At 73.4% G+C, this 20,626-nt stretch carries 14 protein-coding genes; 9 read left to right on the plus strand and 5 right to left on the minus strand.

Annotated elements, in window-relative coordinates:
• Nucleotides 1-14: 14 nt before the first annotated feature.
• Nucleotides 15-983 (plus strand): cation diffusion facilitator family transporter, encoded by a 969-nt coding sequence (locus AC07AZ_RS16515; protein WP_478848157.1) that lies wholly within the window; start codon nucleotides 15-17, stop codon nucleotides 981-983.
• 98 nt (nucleotides 984-1,081) lie between these two features.
• Here AC07AZ_RS16515 and AC07AZ_RS16520 read toward each other — a convergent pair whose 3' ends face one another.
• Both AC07AZ_RS16520 and AC07AZ_RS16525 read right to left on the minus strand, forming a co-directional pair.
• The gene (locus AC07AZ_RS16520) at nucleotides 1,082-1,531 is read right to left on the minus strand and encodes a nitroreductase family deazaflavin-dependent oxidoreductase (protein WP_478848159.1); all 450 of its coding nucleotides are present in this window, start codon (nucleotides 1,529-1,531) and stop codon (nucleotides 1,082-1,084) included.
• A 264-nt stretch (nucleotides 1,532-1,795) separates the two neighbouring features.
• Complete coding sequence (locus AC07AZ_RS16525) at nucleotides 1,796-2,428, minus strand: LysE/ArgO family amino acid transporter (protein WP_478848161.1); 633 nt, start codon at nucleotides 2,426-2,428, stop codon at nucleotides 1,796-1,798.
• A gap of 277 nt (nucleotides 2,429-2,705) precedes the next feature.
• Here AC07AZ_RS16525 and AC07AZ_RS16530 point away from each other — a divergent pair, with 277 nt between their 5' ends.
• From AC07AZ_RS16530 to AC07AZ_RS16550, 5 genes are all read left to right on the plus strand, one after another.
• Nucleotides 2,706-3,905 (plus strand): cytochrome P450, encoded by a 1,200-nt coding sequence (locus tag AC07AZ_RS16530; RefSeq protein WP_478848163.1) that lies wholly within the window; start codon nucleotides 2,706-2,708, stop codon nucleotides 3,903-3,905.
• Nucleotides 3,906-3,917: 12 nt separating this feature from the next.
• Nucleotides 3,918-4,130 carry a ferredoxin gene (locus AC07AZ_RS16535; protein WP_478848165.1) on the plus strand — a complete coding sequence of 71 codons (213 nt, stop codon included), beginning with the start codon at nucleotides 3,918-3,920 and terminating at the stop codon, nucleotides 4,128-4,130.
• A gap of 9 nt (nucleotides 4,131-4,139) precedes the next feature.
• Nucleotides 4,140-4,706, plus strand: coding sequence for a flavoprotein (locus AC07AZ_RS16540; RefSeq protein ID WP_478848167.1), 567 nt, complete (start codon nucleotides 4,140-4,142; stop codon nucleotides 4,704-4,706).
• Nucleotides 4,707-4,800: 94 nt separating this feature from the next.
• A complete protein-coding gene (locus AC07AZ_RS16545) occupies nucleotides 4,801-5,769 on the plus strand; it encodes an aldo/keto reductase (RefSeq protein ID WP_478848169.1) in 969 nt (322 codons plus the stop codon).
• Between the two features lie 466 nt (nucleotides 5,770-6,235).
• A complete protein-coding gene (locus tag AC07AZ_RS16550) occupies nucleotides 6,236-8,086 on the plus strand; it encodes an RICIN domain-containing protein (protein WP_478848171.1) in 1,851 nt (616 codons plus the stop codon).
• Nucleotides 8,087-8,168: 82 nt separating this feature from the next.
• Here the strand turns inward: AC07AZ_RS16550 and AC07AZ_RS16555 are convergent, their stop codons facing one another.
• The 3 genes from AC07AZ_RS16555 to AC07AZ_RS16565 form a co-directional block, all read right to left on the minus strand.
• Nucleotides 8,169-9,425, minus strand: a complete 1,257-nt coding sequence (locus AC07AZ_RS16555) for an SLC13 family permease (RefSeq protein ID WP_478848278.1) — start codon at nucleotides 9,423-9,425, stop codon at nucleotides 8,169-8,171.
• A 96-nt stretch (nucleotides 9,426-9,521) separates the two neighbouring features.
• The gene (locus AC07AZ_RS16560) at nucleotides 9,522-10,178 is read right to left on the minus strand and encodes a DUF4232 domain-containing protein (protein WP_478848173.1); all 657 of its coding nucleotides are present in this window, start codon (nucleotides 10,176-10,178) and stop codon (nucleotides 9,522-9,524) included.
• A gap of 121 nt (nucleotides 10,179-10,299) precedes the next feature.
• Nucleotides 10,300-12,690, minus strand: a complete 2,391-nt coding sequence (locus tag AC07AZ_RS16565; RefSeq protein WP_478848175.1) for a SpoIIE family protein phosphatase — start codon at nucleotides 12,688-12,690, stop codon at nucleotides 10,300-10,302.
• 294 nt (nucleotides 12,691-12,984) lie between these two features.
• Here AC07AZ_RS16565 and AC07AZ_RS16570 point away from each other — a divergent pair, with 294 nt between their 5' ends.
• From AC07AZ_RS16570 to AC07AZ_RS16580, 3 genes are all read left to right on the plus strand, one after another.
• Nucleotides 12,985-16,077: a glycoside hydrolase family 2 TIM barrel-domain containing protein gene (locus tag AC07AZ_RS16570; RefSeq protein ID WP_478848176.1), complete on the plus strand. Its 3,093-nt coding sequence runs from the start codon at nucleotides 12,985-12,987 to the stop codon at nucleotides 16,075-16,077.
• A gap of 146 nt (nucleotides 16,078-16,223) precedes the next feature.
• Nucleotides 16,224-18,470: a glycoside hydrolase family 9 protein gene (locus AC07AZ_RS16575; RefSeq protein WP_478848178.1), complete on the plus strand. Its 2,247-nt coding sequence runs from the start codon at nucleotides 16,224-16,226 to the stop codon at nucleotides 18,468-18,470.
• Between the two features lie 506 nt (nucleotides 18,471-18,976).
• Nucleotides 18,977-20,596: an RICIN domain-containing protein gene (locus tag AC07AZ_RS16580; RefSeq protein WP_478848180.1), complete on the plus strand. Its 1,620-nt coding sequence runs from the start codon at nucleotides 18,977-18,979 to the stop codon at nucleotides 20,594-20,596.
• Nucleotides 20,597-20,626 lie beyond the last annotated feature (30 nt).

Below are 20,626 nucleotides of genomic sequence, written 5' to 3' on the forward strand. Positions count from 1 at the left end.
GGCATTCGGCGGGGGTGACTGGGACAGCGACGGACGAACAGGCAGACAGCAGGACCCGCGTCACCGTGCTGGTGGCGCTCGCGGCCAATCTCGTGATCGCCCTCGCCAAGGCGGTGGGCGGCCTCTTCGCGGGCTCGCCCGCGCTGCTGTCGGAGGCGGCGCACTCCGTGGCCGACAGCCTCAACGAGGTCTTCCTCCTGGCCGCGCTGCGCCGCAGCCGCCGCCCCGCCGACCAGCGGCACCCCTTCGGCTACGGCAAGGAACGGTTCTTCTGGTCGCTCATCGCGGCCGTCGGGATCTTCGTGATGGGCGGCTGCTTCTCCTTCTTCCAGGGCGTCGAGGCCCTGCGCAACGGCGCGGAGGAGGAGCTGAGCGGCTATGTGGTGGGCCTGGTCGTGCTGGCGGTCGCCCTCGTCGCCGAGGGCGTCTCGCTGCTGCGGGCCCTGCACCAGGTACGCCGGCAGGGCGGCACGGCCGGCCTGCGCGACCCCGCCCTGCGCACGGTCGTCGCCGAGGACGGCACGGCGGTCCTCGGTGTGACCCTCGCGATGATCGGCATGGCCCTGCACATGATCACCGGGCAGGTCGTGTGGGAGGCCTCCGCCTCGCTCGCCATCGGCGTGCTGCTGGTGTACGTGGCGTACCGGCTGGGCCGCGACGCCCGCGACCAGCTGATCGGCGAGGCCATGGACCCGGAGACCACCGGCCGTATCCGCGAGTTGCTGCGCGCGCAGCCCGAGATCGACAGCGTGGAGGCACTGCTGACGATGAAGGTGGGTCTCGACTCGACGCTGGTGGCCGCCCGGGTGGACCTGGTGCCCGGTCTGGACAGCGAGCGGGTGGAGGAGGTCGCCGTCCGCATCAAGCGGTCCGTGGCCGGCATGGTGCCGGAGGCGGGCGAGATCTTCCTCGACGTGGCGGACCGGGCGGCGACCCGGAGCCATGAAAGCCCCGCCGCGACGGGGGAGCGCGGCGGGGCCTGACGTTCGCCTGCCCGGCGTTCACCGGTCCATGCGTACCGGGTCGAGATTCTTCCGGCCGGCCGTCCCCGGGATCCCGGGGACGACCGGCCGTCCCCGGGTCAGCTCCCGTTGACCGGTTCGAGCACGAAGACCGGGATCTCCCGGTCGGTGTTCTTCTGGTAGTCGACGTAGCTCGGGTACGCCTCGACGGCACGCGCCCACCACGCGTCCTTCTCCGCGCCGGTGACCTCACGGGCCCTCATGTCCCGCTTCACCGGGCCGTCCTGGAGCTCGACCAGGGGGTTCGACTTGACGTTGAAGTACCACACGGGGTGCTTGGGCGCCCCGCCGAGCGAGGCGACGACGGCGTACCGCCCCTCGTGCTCCACCCGCATCAGCGGCGTCTTGCGGATCTTGCCGCTCTTGCTGCCCAGTGTCGTCAGCACGATCACGGGCAGCCCCGTGTCCGCGAGGGTGGTTCCCTCGGTGCCGCCGGAGCTCTCGTACAGCTCCACCTGCTCACGCACCCGCTGCGTCGGACTGGGTTCGTACTCGCCCTCGATAGGCATGGCATCCGTCCCATCGTCAGTGTGTTCCGGTCGGCTCGCACCGGTGCCAACACCGGCACGTCCATGATTCATCCGTACCGCCGTGACGCCCTTCGACACCCGCCACTTCGGCCACCGCCCGCCGAGCGGCCGGAACCGGGCGCCCGCATTCCGCCAGCCGCACTGCCGGCCGTGGGGCCCGGCCGGACCGGGCGTCCGGGACGGACCGTACCCTCGACGGCCGCCGTTCCGGCGGACCACCCGCCCCGTCCGGGCCGTCGCAGGTCACGAGGGCGCCACCGTCATCCGCACGGCCAGCGCCGCGATCACCCCGCTCGACACCAGCGCCGTCACCAGCCGCCCCCGGCGTCCGGTGAGCACCCGGCCGAGCAGGGCGCCGCCGCTCGCGAGGGTCACCTGCCAGCTCGCGGACGCGGTGAAGGCCGCGAGGACGAACACGCCCTGCTCCAGCGGGCGTACCGAGCCGCCGGAGCGGGTGCCGAGCACCAGGGCCACGAAGTAGATCACCGTCGTGGGATTGAGCAGGGTGAGCGCGAGCAGCGCGCCGTACGCCCGCGCCGGGCTCGGCGGCGGCGGATCGGTCATCGCGGCCGCACGGCGGTCGCGATGCCGGCGTACGGCCGTGATCGCACCCCGGGCCGCCAGCGCGAGCAGTACCGCGGCGGACGCCCAGCGCAGCGGACCCAGGAACGGCCGCAGCACGGCGGCCAGGGCGGACCCGCCGACGATGGCCAACAGGGCGTACAGCCCGTCGGCGGTCGCCACCCCGAGGGCGGCACAGACGCCGGTGCGCAGGGACGTGCGGGCGGTGAGGGAGACGAGGTAGGTCGCGACGGCGCCGACCGGCATGGCGATGCCGTAGCCCGCGAGCAGTCCCGCGACGAGCGCGGCGGTCATGACCGCGGCGGCGTCGGCCCTCCCGGTCGGCCGGGCTGCTGTCGGCCGCGCACCGGACCGGTGACGGTGACGGTCGGCGACAGCGGGGCGGGGTTCGTGGACATGGCCCGATCCTGCGGCCGAGCGCGGTGTCGCGACAACCGTTTTTCCGCGGAGGCGGCGACCCCCGGCCAGATCGGCCGCGCCACCGATCTGGCCGAACATCGCGTCCCCCTATAGATGCCCCGGGCATCTAATGGGGATCTGCACGACGCACCCTTCGTCTGCGAGGTCTGCCATGACGGAAACGGAACCCGTCGCCTACCCCCAGGACCGGACCTGTCCCTACCACCCGCCGGCCGCCTACGACCCGCTGCGCGCCGACCGTCCGCTGACCCGGATCACGCTCTACGACGGCCGTCCGGCCTGGCTGGTCAGCGGACACGCCGTCGCCCGCACCCTGCTGGCCGACCGGCGCCTGTCCACCGACCGCACCCGCCCCGGTTTCCCGGCGACCACCGAGCGCTTCGCCGCCGCCCGCAACCGGAGGGTCGCCCTGCTCGGTGTGGACGACCCCGTGCACCGCGACCAGCGCCGGATGATGATCCCCGGCTTCACCCTGAAGAAGGCCACCGCGATGCGCCCGGAGATCCAGCGCGTCGTGGACGAGCGGCTCGACGCGATGATCGAGGAGGGGCCGCCCGCCGACCTCGTGCCGGCCTTCGCGCTGCCCGTGCCGTCAATGGTGATCTGCGCGCTGCTCGGCGTCCCCTACGCCGACCACGCGTTCTTCGAGGGGCAGTCCCGCCGGTTGCTGCGCGGCCCGACGGGAGCCGACACCCTCGACGCCAGGGACCGGCTGAACGCCTACTTCGAGGAGCTGATCGACCACAAGCAGAAGCAGCCGGAGCCGGGCGACGGCCTCCTGGACCAGCTCGTCCACCAGTGGCTGCGGGAGGGCACGCCGGAGCGCGCCGAGGTCGTCTCGCTGGCGACCATCCTGCTGGTCGCCGGCCACGAGACGACCGCCAACATGATCTCCCTCGGCACCTACACCCTCCTGCGGCACCCCGAGCGGCTCCGCGAACTGCGGGCCGACCTCACGCTGCTGCCCGCGGCGGTCGAGGAGCTGATGCGGATGCTGTCGATCGCCGACGGGCTGCTGCGGGCGGCGACCGAGGACATCGAGGTGGGCGGCGCGACGATCCGCGCCGGGGACGCCGTGGTCTTCGCCACCTCGGTGATCAACCGCGACGAGGACGCCTACCCCGACCCGGACTCCCTCGACTGGCACCGGCCGGCCCGCCATCACGTCGCGTTCGGCTTCGGCATCCACCAGTGCCTGGGCCAGAACCTGGCCCGCGCCGAACTGGAGATCGCGCTGCGCACCCTCTTCACCCGGCTGCCCGCGCTGCGCCTGGCCGCCCCGGCGGAGGAGATCCCCTTCAAGCCCGGCGACACCATCCAGGGGATGCTGGAGCTCCCCGTGACCTGGTAGGAGGCTCGCGTCGTGCGCATCGACATCGACAGGGACGCCTGTATCGGCGCCGGCCAGTGCGTGCTGGCCGCCCCGGGCGTCTTCACCCAGGATGACGACGGCTTCAGCACGCTGCTGCCCGGCGGCCAGGACCCGCCCCGCGACCCGATGCTGCGGGAGGCCGCCCGGGCCTGCCCGGTCAGTGCCATCACCGTGTCCGGACAGGCCGGGCCGGGCCGCGCATAGGGTTCCCGCGTGACCCCACCGGACGCGAAGCCCTTCCTGTACGTCGTCGTCTGCGCCGCCGGCATCGCCGCGGACGTCGGCGACCTGATCACCGCGGCCCACGAGGACGGCTGGGACGTGGGCGTGTTCGCGACGCCGGTCGCGCTGGCCGGCGGGTTCCTCGACGTCGCCGCCGTCCAGGAGCGGACGGGCCGGCCCGTCCGCTCCGCGTGGCGCACGCCCGGCGATCCGCGCCCCTTCCCGCCCCCGGACGCCGTCGTGGTCGCCCCGGCCACCTTCAACACGGTCAACAAGTGGGCGTCCGGCCTGGCCGACACCCTCGCCGTGGCCACCCTGTGCGAGGCGTACGGACTGGGCGTTCCCGTCGCCGTCCTGCCCTGCGTGTCCGACGCGCTCGCCGCCCATCCCGCCTACCAGGACAGCCTGATACGGCTGCGCGGGATGGGCGTCCGATTCGGCGAGCCGTACTCGGGCGAGCCGGCGGCGGACGGCGGGCGACCGGACTTCGGCTGGGCGCGGGCGCTGGATCTGCTCGGCCGAGGCGGGCGGCCACCCGGGCGTGCGGGAACTCCGTGAGCGGGCGGGTGTGCCGGGCCGAACGGGGGAGACCCGGTACCGGCCGCGCCGTAGGCTCGCGGGCACATCCCCCTTGCAGGCAGGAGCAGCAACGATGCAGTACGTGAAGCTCGGTTCGACGGGTCTGGACGTGTCGCGGATCTGTCTGGGCTGCATGTCCTACGGCCTGCCCGACCGCGGCACGCACGAGTGGACCCTCGACGAGGATGCCTCGCGTCCGCTGATCCGGCAGGCGCTGGAGGCCGGCATCACCTTCTTCGACACCGCGAACGTCTACTCCGACGGCACCAGCGAGGAGATCGTCGGCAAGGCGCTCGGCGACTTCGCCCACCGCGACGAGATAGTCCTCGCGACCAAGGTGCACGGCCGGATGCGCCCCGGGCCCAACGGCGGCGGCCTGTCCCGCAGGGCGATCATGACCGAGATCGACCACAGCCTCAGCCGCCTCGGCACGGACTACGTCGACCTCTACCAGATCCACCGCTTCGACCCGCACACCCCGGTCGAGGAGACGATGGAGGCGCTGCACGACCTGGTGAGGGCGGGCAAGGTGCGCTACATCGGGGCGAGTTCGATGTACGCCTGGCAGTTCTCCAAGATGCAGTACACCGCCGAGCGGCACGGCTGGACGACGTTCGTGTCCATGCAGAACCACTACAACCTCCTCTACCGCGAGGAGGAGCGCGAGATGCTGCCGCTGTGCGCGGACCAGGGCGTCGGCGTGCTGCCCTGGAGCCCGCTCGCCCGCGGCCGCCTCACCCGGGACTGGAACACCGTCACCGAGCGCAGCGCGAGCGACGACTTCGGCAGCCGGCTCTACCAGGAGGGCGACCGGACCATCGTCGAGGCCCTCACCCGTATCGCCGGCGAACGGGGCGTCCCGCGCGCCCAGGTCGCTCTCGCCTGGCTGCTGCACCAGGACACGGTCGCGGCGCCGATCGTCGGCGCGGGCCGGCCGGGGCACATCGAGGACGCGGTGGCAGCCGTCGAACTGCGGCTCAGCGACGAGGAGATCGAGGAACTGGCGCGGCCCTACACCGTGCGTCCCGTCGCCGGCCACTGAGCCCGGCGCCCGGCGGACACCGGGCCGCCGCCCAATGGTTGGGGCGAGGCCCGGTGAACCGGCCCGACCTGCGGCGCGGGCCCCCTGCAATGGTTTCGGCCGAGGTGGCGCGAACCCGGCCCGATAACGCTTCCGATTACCGGCCCGATACAACGGCATTCGGTGCCCGGTCCGTGTTGACGTTTTGTCAAACATCTTCGGTCCCCGCGCATTGCGCAAAACCGGGGGGGCCGCTTGTTCCATCCCGCTGACCTGTGTAAAGGTGTGCGTTGTCGGCGCACGGGCCAGTACTTTTCCGCCGTGCGCGCGAGGCTCCTCCCGTTCGCCCCCCACGCTCCAAAAGTGCCGCCCCAGGCGGGCGTTCGAGATGCCGAATCCTGTACGCAAGGACCGTCGCATCCTCGACAGGTCCGCATACCTATTGGTATGGACTTTTATGCCGCATGCCCTCGGGAGGAATGCCGCTGTGAATGACGCAGGCCTGTCGAATTCCCCGACTCCCGCCCGCCCGTCCGACGCCACGGACGAGGAACTGAGCGCGGAGCTCAAGAAGTGGACGGGGACGACGCCCGCGCTGCAACCGGTGGGTGAACTCCTCGACCGGCACTGGGAAGCGGCCTTCGCCTACGCCCGGCTGTGCACCGACGGTCCCCGCCCCGCCGGCATGCTCACCACCGCGGCGTTCACCCGGCTCTTCGGCGAGTCACTGCGCCACAACGGGCCGACAGCCGCGTGGCGGCCCCAACTGCTGGTCACCGTGCGCCGCATAGCCGCCGAATGGGACACCGACCACCGGCGCGAGGGACTCCACCCCGAGCTGCGGTCGGAGGGCGGCGGCGACCGCCTGGCGGCCCGGCTGCTGCCGCCCGCCGGCCGGCGCCTGCTGTCGGGGGCGTTCCAGCGGCTGCCCCAGTCGGCGCGCTGCGTGCTGTGGCACACCGACGTGGAGTCCGAACCGCTCACGGTGCCGGCCGCGCTGCTCGGCCTCGGCGAGGAGGACGCGGGCGTCGAACTGCGCCGGGCCCGCGAGCGGCTGCGCGACGAGTGCCTCCAGGTCCACCGCGAGCTCGCCCCCGAGCAGGAGTGCCGGCACTACCTGCGGCTGCTGGACGTCACCTACCGGCGTGGCGGCGTGGACCTCGACCAGGACCTGCGCGCCCACCTCGACCGGTGCAGGCACTGCCGTCACACCGCCGACCAGCTCGACCAGTTCAACGGCGACCTCGGCACCGCACTCGCCGAGGCGGTGCTCGGCTGGGGCGCCCGGGCCTATGTCGAGGCCAGGGCCGGCAGTCCCGAGGGCCTCGCGGACGAGGCCGGAGCGGCGCGGCCGGCCTTCGCAGGCGAGGCGTTCCCGACCGTCCCCTCCGGCCCGCGCACCGGCTCGCGCCGCTCGGCCCACAAGGCCGCCCGCCGGGCCGCCGCCCGCCGCCGCAACGTCGCCGTGGCGACCCTGACGGTGAGCGCGCTGATCGTGCTGCCCCTGGTCCTGTGGTCGGCCCTCTCCTCCTCGGACGGCTCCTCGACGGCCGGCGGTGCCAAGCCCTCGGACGCCCCCGGCGCCAAAGCGGGCACCGCGAGCGGCAGACCGTCCTGGGCCGGTGCCGCGGAGGCCGCGAAGGGCGACCTCCAGGGCAGGCTGCACAACGTCGCCTCGGGGCTCTGCGTCGGCGTCGTCGGCGAGAAGGCCGTCACCGGCGCCGAGACCGAACTCGCCGACTGCTCCTCGGCGGCCGGCCAGCAGTGGTCGTACGAGACCGACGGACTGTTGCGCAGCATCGCGGACCCCGGCCTGTGCCTGGACTCGCACCTCGGCTACTCGGTGCGTCTCGCCCCGTGCACGGGCGGCAAGTCGGCCGCCAAGAGCATCCGTTACGACTTCACGCTGCAGGGCACGCTCGTGCCGCGTTGGAACCAGGACCTGGCGCTGGCCCCGGCCGCCACGGACGGCGGCGGCGCGCTGGTCGTGAAGAACCGCGACGACGGCACCGAGCAGCACTGGGTGTTCGACATCTCGAAGACCGACCTCCAGATGAAGGTGGTCAACTGGGACGCGAGCGGCGTCACCTCGTCGGAGCCGGTCGCCACCCCCACGCCGGAGACCCTGAGGAAGTCCACGCCGAAGCCCTCGGCGACCCCGTCGGCACAGCCCTCGACGCCGACGCCGACGGTCTCCGCCTCCACCGGCGCCCCCTGCTACGGGTTCTCCTGCTCGGCGAACGGCCGGCCGGGGTACGGCGGCTATGGCGGCGGTTACGGGTACGGCGGCGGTTACGGGTACGGGTACGGCGGTGGCTACGGCGGCGGAGGACGCTGACCGGAGGCGGCCGGTCTGGTCCCCGAGGACGCGGTCTCCAGGGCCCGAGGACGCCGTCGCCCAGAACCCGAAGACGCTGCCCTCAGGTCCCGAGGACCTCAAGTGACGCCCACAGTGCGAGTACGGCCGCGAGCAGGGAGGCCGGCACGGCGAGCAGGCCAAGGCCGGTGAACTCCTTGAGGTCGACGCCGTGCCCGTGCCCGTGCACGATGCGCCGCCACAGCAGGGTGGCCAGCGACCCGGCGTAGGTCAGGTTCGGGCCGAGGTTCACCCCGAGCAGCACCGCGAGGACCGCGCCCGGTCCGGCCGCCGCGGTCAGGGGCAGCAGCACCAGCACCGCGGGCAGGTTGTTGATGAGGTTCGCCAGTACGGCGGCGAGCGCGGCGATGCCGAGCAGCGCGACCAGGCTGGTCCCCTCGGGCAGGACGTGGCGCAGCGCGTCGGCGAGCCCGTTGTCGACCACCGCCCGCACCACGATCCCGAGCGCGAGCACGAACGCCAGGAACGACGGGGCAGCCGCCCGCACCACCGTGAGCGGAGTGGCCCGGCGCCGCACCAGCGCGCGTCCTGCCAGCACCAGCGCCCCGGCCGCCGCGGCCCAGGCCGGATCGACGCCCACCGCCGAGGCCACCACGAACCCGGCGAGCGTGCAGCCCACGGTGACGAGCGCGAACAGGGGCAGCGGGGGTGTGTCGACGGGGGCGGGCGAGTGGTCGGACGCTGTCAGGTCCCGGCGGAAGAAACGCTGGAAGATCGCGTACTCCGCGCCGATCGCGACCAGCCAGGGGAGCACCATGAGGGCCGCGAACCGGGTGAAGCTCAGCCCGCTCGCCGCGAACGCCAGCAGGTTGGTGAGGTTGGAGACGGGCAGCAGCAGCGAGGCCGAGTTCGACAGGTGCGCGCAGGCGTAGACGTGCGGGCGGGCCCGCACCCCCATGCGGGTGGCGGTGGCGAACACCACCGGCGTCAGCAGCACCACCGTGGCGTCCAGGCTGAGGACCGCGGTGATCACCGAGGCCAGTACGAACACCGAGGTCAGCAGGCGGGTCGGGGAGCCGGCCGCGCGGCGGGCCATCCACGCGCCGCACGCCTGGAAGAGCCCCTCGACGTCACAGAAGTGGGCCAGCACCAGCACGGCGGCGAGGAAACCGATCACCGGTCCGAGCTGCTCGGCCTCCGCGCGGACGTGCTCCAGGGAGATCACCCCGGACACCACCGCCACCCCCGCGGCGGGCACGGCCACCACGGCCTCGGGCCAGCCGAAGGGCCGCACCACGGCCCAGGCGAGTACGGCGACGAGCAGCGCCACGGACAGGGCTTCGGCGAGCGCGGTGTTCAGGGCTGGTCCTTCGTGGGTCGAGCTGGTGGTCCCCGGCCATCAAAGCAGGCCGCGGTGAGAACTGAGCGAGGCGTCCCCGCCGTGTCCGGGCGGGTGTCAGGGGCCGGTGCCGGCGTCGAACACCGTCAGTACGACCGCTGACGCGTTGCCCGCGACGGGAACCGGACCGCCCGTCCACGCCACCCTCAGCGGGTCCCGCTCGTCCGGCGGGGTGACCAGCACGGCCGCGGGAGTGGCCGCGCGTGCCTCGCTGACCTGGGGGTTGGCGAAGGACATCCCCGCCCACGCGCTGTCGCCCGGGGTGAGGGTGACGGTGGTGGGGGTGCCCTCGGACCGTTTCGGGTCGGGCCCCAGCTGTCCGCCCGACGCGTCGAGGAAGGCGGCGCCCGGGTAGCCGCGCAGGGTGCAGGTCTGGTGGGAGGCGTTGGTCAGCACCAGGGGGAAGTTCTCCTGCCCGGCGCCCGGATTGTTCCGGCCGACCGACGCGCGCAGTTCCGAGGTGTGGCAACGGGCGCCGGCGGCGGAGGTGGACACCGTGGGGGTGCCGCTCGCGGCGGTCCCCGACGCGCTCGCGTCACCGCCGCCGCCGGACGCGGACGCACTCGCGCTCGCGGGGGCCGGCGTCGAAGGCGTGCTCGCGGCGCTCGCGTCACCGCCGTCGTTCCCGCCGCCGCAGCCGGTCAGCAGACCGACGGCCGCGACCGCGCCCGCCAGGAGGCCCGCCCGGTGCACGTGCGGTGACGTCCTCGCCATGTCGCTCCCCCTCCTGGCCGCTCCGCCGCCTGCCGCGGCCGTGCCGGGCTCCCGGCACACGCCTACGACGACTGGTGCCCCGCCCGCGCGGATCCGATGCCCGCGCGTGCGGTGCAGCGGTTCACTCCTCGTCGGTGAGGAGGACGATCTCGGCCCAGATCGTCTTGCCGTCGGACGTGTGCCGGCTGCCCCAGCGCTCGGTGAGCTGGGCGACCAGCAGCAGACCGCGGCCGCCCTCGTCGAAGGTCTTGGCACGGCGCAGGTGCGGAGCGGTGTGGCTGGTGTCGGACACCTCGCAGATCAGGGTGGTCGCGTCGTGGATGAGCCGCAGCCGGATGGGGTGGGAGCCGTAGCGGATCGCGTTCGTCACCAGTTCGCTCACCACCAGTTCGGCCGTGAACGCGGCCTCGCTCAGCGACCAACTGTCGAGCTGTTCGACGACCTGCTTGCGGATGGGGGAGACGAGCGCCGGGTCGGCCGGGATGTGCCAGGTCGCCACCTGTGAGGGCGGCAGGCCCCGGGTGCGGGCCAGCAGCAGGGCCACGTCGTCGGCGGCGCCACCCGGCGGGAGCAGGGCGTGCAGCACCCGGTCGCAGAGCTCGTCGAGTGAGCCCGCGGGGGCCGCGAGGGAGGCGCGGAGCAGTTCGTGGCTGTCCCCGGCCTCCCGCTCCCGGGCCTCGGTCAGCCCGTCGGTGTACAGGGACAGCACGGTTCCCTCGGGCAGCTCGAACTCGGCCGACTCGAACGGCAGCCCGCCCAGGCCCAGGGCCGGCCCGGCGGGCAGCTCGACCTGTTCCGGCAGGCCCCCGGGGCGCGTCATCAGCGGCGCGGGATGCCCGGCCCTGGCCAGCGTGCAGCACCGCGACACCGGGTCGTACACCGCGTAGAGACAGCTGGCGCCGACCTCGCCGGGGCTGCCCTCGCTGCCGGCCTCCGTGGACAGCCGTACGACCAGGTCGTCGAGGTGGGTGAGCAGCTCGTCGGGGGCCAGGTCGATGTCGGCCAGGGTGCGTACCGCTGTGCGCAGCCGGCCCATGGTCGCCGAGGCCTGGACGCCCCGGCCCACGACGTCACCGACGACCATGGCCACCCGCAGGCCCGACAGCGGGATCACGTCGAACCAGTCGCCGCCCACGCCGGCCCGCGCGGCGGGCAGATAGCGCGAGGCCGCCTCGACGGCGGCCGTGCGCGGCAGGGTCCGGGGCAGCAGGCTGCGCTGCAGGGCCAGGGCGGTCTCCCGCTCGCGGGAATAGCGGCGGGCGTTGTCGATGCAGACGGCCGCCCGGGCGGTGACCTCCTCCGCGAGCAGCACGTCGTCGGGGGTGAAGGTGCCGGGCCGCCGGAAGCGGGTGAGGACGGCGACCCCGAGGGTCAGGCCGCGGGCCCGGATCGGCACCGACATCGTCGAGTGGATGCCGTACTCCTTGATCCGCCGGGCGCGTGCCGTGTCCCAGGAGAGCCATTCGGCGAGGTCGTCGGAGTCGGTGGACGCCACGATGGTGTGTCCCGCCAGCAGCGAGTCGGCCTGGGGCGACGAGGCGGGGTAGACGCTCACCTGGCCGGGCTCGGCCACGGCCTCGGGGTTGCCCGGGTTGATCGACCGGTGTGCGGCCCGGCGCAGGTGGACGGGGAGGGTGGGCGGGCCGCTGAACGGGTCGCCGCCGGGCTCGGCGGGGTCCAGCAGGTCGACGCTGACGAAGTCGGCGAGCGCGGGCACGCACACGTCGGCCAGTTCCTGGGCCGTCCGGGTGACGTCGAGGGTGGTGCCGATGCGGACGCTCGCCTCGTTGACGAGCTGCAGGCGCTCGCGCGCCAGGTGCTGCTCGGTGAAGTCGTGGATGGTGACGCTCACGCCCAGGACCCGCCCCGCCGCGTCGCGGACCGGCGCCATGCGGGCCAGCCAGGTGTTGACGCCGCTGTCGCCGCGGACCTCCACGGAGGTCCGCACGTCGTGTCCCCGGCCGGTGACGAGCACCTCGTGCAGATGCCGTTCGCTCTCCGCGGTCTGGGGTCTGCCGCTCATCTCGGGCAGGCGCAGTCCCCGCACCCGCTCCTCCGGCAGCCCGATGATCTCCTCCATGGCCGCGTTGATCCGGCGCAGCCGCAGCCGGTCGTCGTAGATCGCCAGGGCGCAGGGTGACTGGAGGAGCGTGGCGGTCTCCAGCGGGTCGTCGGGCGCGCGCGGGCCGTCACCCTCCAGGGGGGTGAGCAGGAGCCAACTGCCGGCGGCGCCGTCGGCGGGCGGTCTGCGGTGGGCGAGCAGCCACACGGTCTCCGTGCCGCCGTTCTGGTGACGGAGCGTGAGGACGCCGTCCCAGCGGGGGCCGCCGGGGACACCGTCCGCGCGGTGGTCCCCGCCGGCCAGGAGCCGGGCGGCCGGGCGGCCCACGACCTCGGCGGCGGACCAGCCCAGCAGGCGCCGCGCGCCCGCGCTCCACTCGACGAGTACACCGTCGTCGTCGACGACGGCCCGCGCGGTCGCGGCTTCATCGAACGGGTACTCCAGGCTCATCCTCGCCACTCCATCGCGCACTCACAGTGAACAGGCGCGTCACCTGGGTTCCAGCGTAGTGGGTCGTGCACCCGCGTGTCGGTGAACCCCGTGGGTGCGCTGTGCGGCGGACGATGGCCGGTCAAGCGGGAATTTCGGCCGTTGTGGCGTCCGGGACGGAAGCGGCGCTCCGCACCCTTGACGGCCGCGCGTGCCGCACCGTCAGAATCTGTTTGTTCACGATGAGTTGTGATTACTTCTGGTCCCTGATGGTGCCCGATGGCCCCTGAAGGTCCCTGATGAGGGAGAGCCGCCATGACGGTCACACGCAGATCGGTCCTGATCGCCTCCACCGCCGCCCCGGCGGCCGGGACGCTCCTGGGCGCGCACGCCGCGTCCGCCGCCGGGGCGGCGGCCGCCGGCGGCCGCAGCACGGTCGCGCTGCGCGACGGCTGGCGCTTCGCGCTGGTCAACCCGGGCGGGATCACCGACCCGACCGGCGCGTACGCTGGCGCCGCGGCCCCGGGGTACGACGACTCGGGTTGGCGCGAGGTCGCCGTCCCGCACGACTGGAGCATCGAGCAGACCCCCACCACCGAGCACGGCACCACCAGCGGCACCGGCTTCTTCCCCGGCGGCCTCGGCTGGTACCGCCTCGCGTTCACCCTGCCGCCCGCCCTGGCCGGCCGACGCATCTCGGTCGAGTTCGACGGCGTGTACATGGACTCCACCGTCCACTGCAACGGCACCGAGGTGGGCCACCACCCCTACGGCTACACCGGCTTCGCCTTCGATCTCACCGCCCTGCTGCACACCGACGGCACCACCGCGAACGTCATCGCGGTCCGGGTGCAGAACCAACTGCCCAGCAGCCGCTGGTACTCGGGCAGCGGCATCTACCGCGAGGCCCGCCTGGTGGTGACCGACCCGGTGCACGTGGAGCGCTGGGGCACGCAGGTCACGACGCCGGAGGTCACCGGGGAGCGGGCCGTGGTCCGGGTGCGGACCTCCGTGGTGAACGAGTCCGGCGCACCGGGCCCGGTCGAGATCAGGTCGCGGATCCGGGGACCGCACGGCCGTACCGCGGACCACACCGCCACCACGGTGGACGTCGGCGACCGGGCGACCGAGACCCACGAACTTCTCGTGCCACGGCCCCGGTTGTGGGACTTCGCCGACCCCTTCCGCTACACGCTGGAGACCGAACTGCGCGTCGGCGGCCGGACGGTGGACACCTGGCGCACCCCCTTCGGTATCCGCACCTTCCACTTCGACCCGGACGAGGGCTTCCACCTCAACGGCGTCCACGCCAAGATCCGGGGCGTCGACCTGCACCACGACCTGGGCGCGCTCGGCGCGGCGGTCAGCACCGACGCCGTCCGCAGACAGATGACCCTCATGAAGTCCATGGGCGTCAACGCCTTCCGTACCTCGCACAACCCGCCCTCGCCGGAGATGATCCAGGTCTGCGAGGAACTCGGCATCGTGATGATGGTGGAGGCGTTCGACTGCTGGCGCACCGGCAAGACGCGGTACGACTACGGCCGGTTCTTCGACGAGTGGTGCGAGCGGGACGCGACCGAGATGGTGCTCGCGGCCCGCAACTCGCCCGCCGTGGTGCTGTGGTCCATCGGCAACGAGATCCCGGACTCCACCTCCACCGCGGGACTCGTCATGGCCGACCGGATCATCGCCGCGATCCGGGCCGCCGACGACACCCGCCCGCTCGTCATCGGCTCCGACAAGTACCGCCGGCCGCCCGCGAAGGGCTCGGCGGCGGACCTGATGCTGGCCAAGCTGGACGGCCTCGGCCTCAACTACAACACCGCCAAGTCCGTGGACGCCCTGCACCAGGCCTACCCGCACCTCTTCCTCTTCGAGTCGGAGTCCTCCTCGGAGACCTCGACCCGGGGCACCTACCAGGAGCCGCAGCACCTCAACACCGGGGAGAACCACACGCCGGGCAGACGTGCCACGTCCTCCTACGACAACAACCTCGCCTCCTGGACCATGAGCGGCGAGTACGGGCACAAGAAGGACCGGGACCGGAAGTGGTTCGCCGGGCAGTTCCTGTGGTCGGGCATCGACTACATCGGCGAGCCCACGCCGTACGACGTGTTCCCGGTGAAGGCGTCCTTCTTCGGCGCGGTGGACACGGCCGGGTTCCCCAAGGACATGTACCACCTCTTCCGCAGCCAGTGGACCACGCGGCCCATGGTCCACCTGGTGCCCATGACCTGGAACCACGAGCCGGGCGACACGGTCGAGGTGTGGGCCTACAGCAACGTCGACACCGTCGAGCTGTTCCTCGACGGCACCTCCCTGGGCACCCGGACGTTCGACACCAAGCAGACCGTCGACGGCCGCACGTACCTGGAGACCACCGAGGCCACCGGCGACGACAAGACCTTCACCGACGGCCCCCACCCCGGCAGTTACACCAGCCCGAACGGCAGCGCGGGCAAGCTCCACCTCACCTGGCACGTGCCGTATCGCGCGGGCGAGTTGAAGGCCGTCGCGCGACGGGGCGGCAGGGTGGTGGCCACCGACGTGCTGCGCACCGCCGGGGCCGCGCACGCCCTGCGGCTGACGGCCGACCGCACCGCCCTGCCCGCGGACGGCCGTTCGCTGCTCTTCGTGACGGCCGAGGTCGTCGACGCCCACGGTGTGCCGGTGCCCGACGCCGAGGACCTGATCTCCTTCGCGGTGACGGGCGGTTCCCTCGCGGGAGTCGACAACGGCCGTCAGGAGAGCGCCGAGCGCTACCAGGCGAGCACGCGCACCGCCTTCCGCGGCAAGGCGCTCGCCATCGTCCGGTCGGGCACCGCGCCGGGTGGCCTGAAGGTGTCGGCCCGTGCGGAGGGGCTGCGGGCGGACACCGTGACCGTACGCACCACGCCCGCCCGTTCGGCCGCCGTCACGCCCGCGGCCGTCTTCGAGCCGGACTCTCCGGCGCCGGTGGACCACCTTCGCGCGGACGCCGGTTACTCCGGCCGGCCCGACACCCTGCCGGCCGCGATGCTCGACGGCGACCCGGCCACCGGCTGGTCCAACGCCTTCGCCAAGTCGGCCACCGCGCTGCTGCCCGCGTTCGCCGGGGCCCGGCCCGCGGACTGGGTGTCAGTCGACTGGGGACGGGCCCGGAGCGTCGGCCGGGCCGAGATCTCCTTCACCGTCGACGCCACGCACAGCCGGCCCGCCGCGGTCGAGGCCGCCGTGTGGGACGGCCACCGCTACGTGCCGGTCACCGGGGCGAGCGTCGACTGGGCCACCGCCTCGGACGCCCCGACGGTGCTGACCTTCGACGCGGTACGCGGTTCACGGCTGCGGCTGACGTTCACCAGCGCCCGGCCGGGCGAGGCGGACGGGGCGGTGCGCGTCAGCCGGCTGGAGATTCCGGCGGGGTAGAGCGGCCAGGTCAGCGGTCCGGACGGCAACCAGTCCCGTCCGGACCGTTGACTGGGTGTCATGCCTGCAACAAGCATGGCCTGCGTCCGCATCTGGGAGCGCTCCCATGGGAGCGTCACCCGCACCTCCCCCCGAGGAGCCCAGACGTGAAACGACGCAGAACCACCGTGCTCACCGCCCTCGCGGCCCTGCTGGGCGCGGCCCTCACCGCGCTTCCGGCCGGACCGGCCGCCGCGGCGGGGACCGAGCAGGTCGTGAACGGCACCTTCGACACCACCACCGCCCCCTGGTGGACCACCCCCAACGTCACCGCCGGCGTGTCCGACGGACAGCTGTGCGCGGACGTGCCGGGCGGCACCGCCAACCGCTGGGACGCCGCCGTCGGCCAGAACGACATCACCCTGGTGAAGGGGGAGTCCTACCGGTTCGCGTTCACCGCGAGCGGCTCGCCCGCCGGCCACCCGGTCCGCGCGATCGTGGGCCTCTCGGTGGCGCCGTACGACACCTACTTCGAGGTCACTCCCCAGCTGAGCGTGTCGGGCGACGCGTACTCCTACACCTTCACCTCGCCCGTCGACACCACGCAGGGCCAGGTCGCCCTCCAGGCCGGCGGCGGCGCCGACGCCTGGCGCCTGTGCATGGACGACGTGTCCCTGCTCGGCGGCGTACCGCCCGAGGTGTACGAGCCGGACACCGGCCCGCGGGTACGTGTCAACCAGGTCGCCTATCTTCCCTCCGGACCGAAGAACGCGACCCTGGTCACCGCCGCCACCGCCCGGCTTCCCTGGCAGCTGAGGAACGCACAGGGCGCCGTGGTCGCCCACGGCCGGACCGTGCCCCGCGGCACGGACGCCTCCTCCGGGCAGAACGTGCACTCGATCGCCTTCGGCGGCTACCGCGGCCGCGGCCACGGTTTCACCCTGGTCGCCGACGGCGAGACGAGCCGCCCCTTCGACATCGGCACGGGCGCCTACGAACAGCTGCGACTGGACGCAGTGAAGTACTACTACACCCAGCGCAGCGGCATCGCGATCCGCGACGACCTGCGCCCCGGCTACGGCCGCCCCGCCGGCCACCTCGACGCGGCGCCCAACCGGGGCGACCTGAGCGTGCCGTGCGTCCCCGGCGGCTGCGACTACCGCCTCGACGTCTCCGGCGGCTGGTACGACGCCGGCGACCACGGCAAGTACGTGGTCAACGGCGGCATCGCCACCTGGGAGCTGCTCAGCACCTACGAACGCTCCCTGCTGGCCCGCACCGGTCACCCCGCGAAGCTGGGCGACGGCACCCTCGCCATCCCCGAGAGCGGCAACAAGGTGCCCGACATCCTCGACGAGGCCCGCTGGGAGCTGGAGTTCCTGCTGAAGATGCAGGTGCCCGCCGGGCAGCCGGAGGCCGGCATGGTCCACCACAAGGTGCACGACGCGCAGTGGACCGGCCTCCCGCTGCTGCCGAGCGACGACCCGCAGCAGCGCGAGCTGCACCCGCCGACCACCACGGCGACCCTGAACCTCGCGGCGACGGCCGCGCAGGCCGCCCGACTGTACCGGCCCTACGACCCCCGGTTCGCCGCGAAGGCCCTGACGGCCGCCCGTACGGCCTGGTCGGCGGCGCTCGCCCATCCCGACGTGTACGCCCCGGAGAGCGACGCCACCGGAGGCGGCGCCTACGCGGACACCGACGCGACCGACGAGTTCTACTGGGCGGCCGCGGAGCTGTATCTCACCACCGGCGAGAAGCGGTTCGCGGACCACGTCCTCGCCTCCCCGCTGCACACCGCCGACATCTTCGGGCCCCTCGGCCTCGACTGGAGCCGGACGGCCGCGGCGGGACGCCTGGACCTCGCCACGGTGCCCAGCGCCCTCCCCGGCCGGGACAAGGTCCGCCGGTCGGTCGTCCGCGCCGCCGACGGCTACCTCGCCACCCTCGCGGGACAGCCGTACGGCATGCCCTACGCCCCCGACGGCAACCGCTACGACTGGGGCTCCAGCCACCAGGTCCTCAACAACGCGGTCGTCCTCGCCACCGCCTACGACGTCACAGGCGCCGCGAAGTACCGCGACGGCGCGCTGCAGAGCATGGACTACATCCTGGGCCGCAACGCGCTGAACATCTCCTACGTCACCGGCTACGGCGAGGTCAACTCCCACCATCAGCACAGCCGTTGGTACGCCCACGAACTCGATCCCGGCCTCCCCGACCCGCCGGCCGGCACCCTCGCGGGCGGCCCCAACTCCGCGATCCAGGACCCCTACGCGCAGAGCAGACTCCAGGGCTGTGTCGGTCAGTTCTGCTACATCGACGACATCCAGTCCTGGTCGACGAACGAGACCGCGATCAACTGGAACGCGGCGCTGGCCCGGATGGCGTCCTTCGTGGCGGACCAGCGATAGCCCGGCGGACGGCGGCGGCCCCGGTGCCGACCGGGGCCGCCACGGGCGACCGGTGGGAGTCCTTCTCTGGGCCGCCGACCGAGGGCGGGAGGAACGGGGTCGGCGGCCCGCTTCGCGGGGGAGAGCCGCCGTCCCGCGCGGGGCCTGGTGAGAAGGGCCGCCTCCAGTGGACTACGCGGGGCCGGCCGCCGGGAGCGTGCGCGGGGTCCCGGCGGGTGCGCGCGATTCACACGGGGCGCGGCCCGCGGGCCCTTTTCACACCGGGCCCATGGAATGTCGAAAGCCCGTGCGGCGGACTTTTGTCGACTTCCCTTCCTGACTTTCCTTCAAAGCGGGGCAGGTTGTCCGAGTGCCTTGTTGGCCGTGAGTGACGTGTGCGAGGGTTGACCACCGTGCGGGGGGTAAAGCCCGGGTCGCATTCGTCCCGTGGGGAACCGGGCCGGAGGGACATCGGTTGAATTCAGGCTCCCCGCGTGTCCCGTGCGCGTGGGAAAGGAATCCCTTCAGTGCCCACCCCCCACCCTTCTCGCCCGCCGGCCCCGCACCCTCCGCCCGGCGGTGTTCCCGGAGAATCCGACGAGAACCTCGCCGCCCGGCTGAGAGCCCGCTCCGAGGAGGACGTGTCCCGCGCGGTCGCGCTGCTGATGGCCCGGCACTGGCAGGCGGCCCACTCCTACGCGGCCGGCTTCGTCGCCGATCCGGAGGGCACCGCCTCCCTGGTCACCGCGGCCGCCTTCCACCAGGTCCTGGACCGGCTCGCACTCGGCGAACCGGCGCTCGCCCTGCGCCCCCTGCTGCTGGTGGCCGTCCGCGACACGGCCGTGCGGTGGGCGGCCGAGGACCGCGTGTCCGCGGTGCTGCCGGGCCTGGCGAAGCCCTCTCGCGGCCGCGGCGACCGCACAGCCATGTCGATGACTCCCGACCACCGCAAGCTGGCGGAGCGGTCATTCCAGTCCCTGCCCGGACTCGCCCGGTGTCTGCTGTGGCACACCGAGGTCGAAGGCGAGCCGGTCGGCGTCCCGGCCGCTCTTCTCGGTGTGGACATCGACATCGCCTCGGCCGCACGCGAACAGGCGCGCGAGAAATTCCGCGAAGGTTGTGTACATGCCCATCGCGAACTCGCGCCGACGAAGGACTGCCGGTTTTACAACCGTCTTCTCGACGTCCCGATCCGGCGCGGCGGAGACCTGCTGCCGGATGTCCGGCAGCATCTGGACGCCTGCCCCTACTGCCGGCACGCCGCCGAACAACTGAGTCATTTCGAGGGAGATCTGGGCCTCCTCATCGCCGAGGCGGTACTCGGCCGCAACGCCGGCCGGTACGCCGCGTCCCGCCGCACCCGGCCGCGGGAGCAGCCCCGCCCGCGCGGCGCCGCCCGGCACGGCCGCGCACGCCGGCGCGTGCCGCCGTGGATCCCGGTACCCGGCCGGGGCCTCCCACCGGCCCCGCGGTCCTCGCGCGCGCTGCTCACCGGGGTCGGCCTGGCCTCCGTCGGGCTGCTCGCGAGTGTGCTGGTGGCCGTGCTGTGGTCGTCCGACGACGGCGCCGACCCGGCCGCGTCCACCAGCGCGAGCGGCGGCAGGTACTCCCAGGACCCGCCCGCGGCCTCCTCCGCCTCGCCGGGCACCGCACAGCACCCGACCGCCTCCGGACGCACCAGGTTGCGCAACCTCGGCGCCGACCTGTGCCTCGACGTCCGCGGCGAGGTGAAGGCGGGCGCCGGGACCGAACTCGCCGCCTGCTCCGCCGCCGCGACCCAGCAGTGGTCGTACGGGACCGACGGACTGCTGCGCAGCGCCGCCGACCCCGATCTGTGCCTGGACTCGCACGCCGACGCGGGGGTGGTCGTCCTCGGCACCTGCGCCGGCCAGAAGACCCGGCGCGCCGACGACGTGCGCTACGACCTCACCGTGCGGGGCGAGTTGCTGCCCCGCCGGGAGGAAGGGCTCGCGCTCACCTCCACCACCGCGGACCCGGGGGCCGACGTGGTCGTCAAGGTCCGTGACGGCTCCGCCGGTCAGCGCTGGCTGACCGAGTCCTCCGTGACGGCCGGTCCGAGTTCGCTGTCGACCGAGAGCGGGGGCACCCCGTCCCCGCGGGCGGTCGAACTCGCGAGAAGGACCTGAGGGGCGACCCCGCGGACGGCCCAGCGGGCG

The organism is Streptomyces sp. NPDC043878 (genome assembly GCF_056435735.1).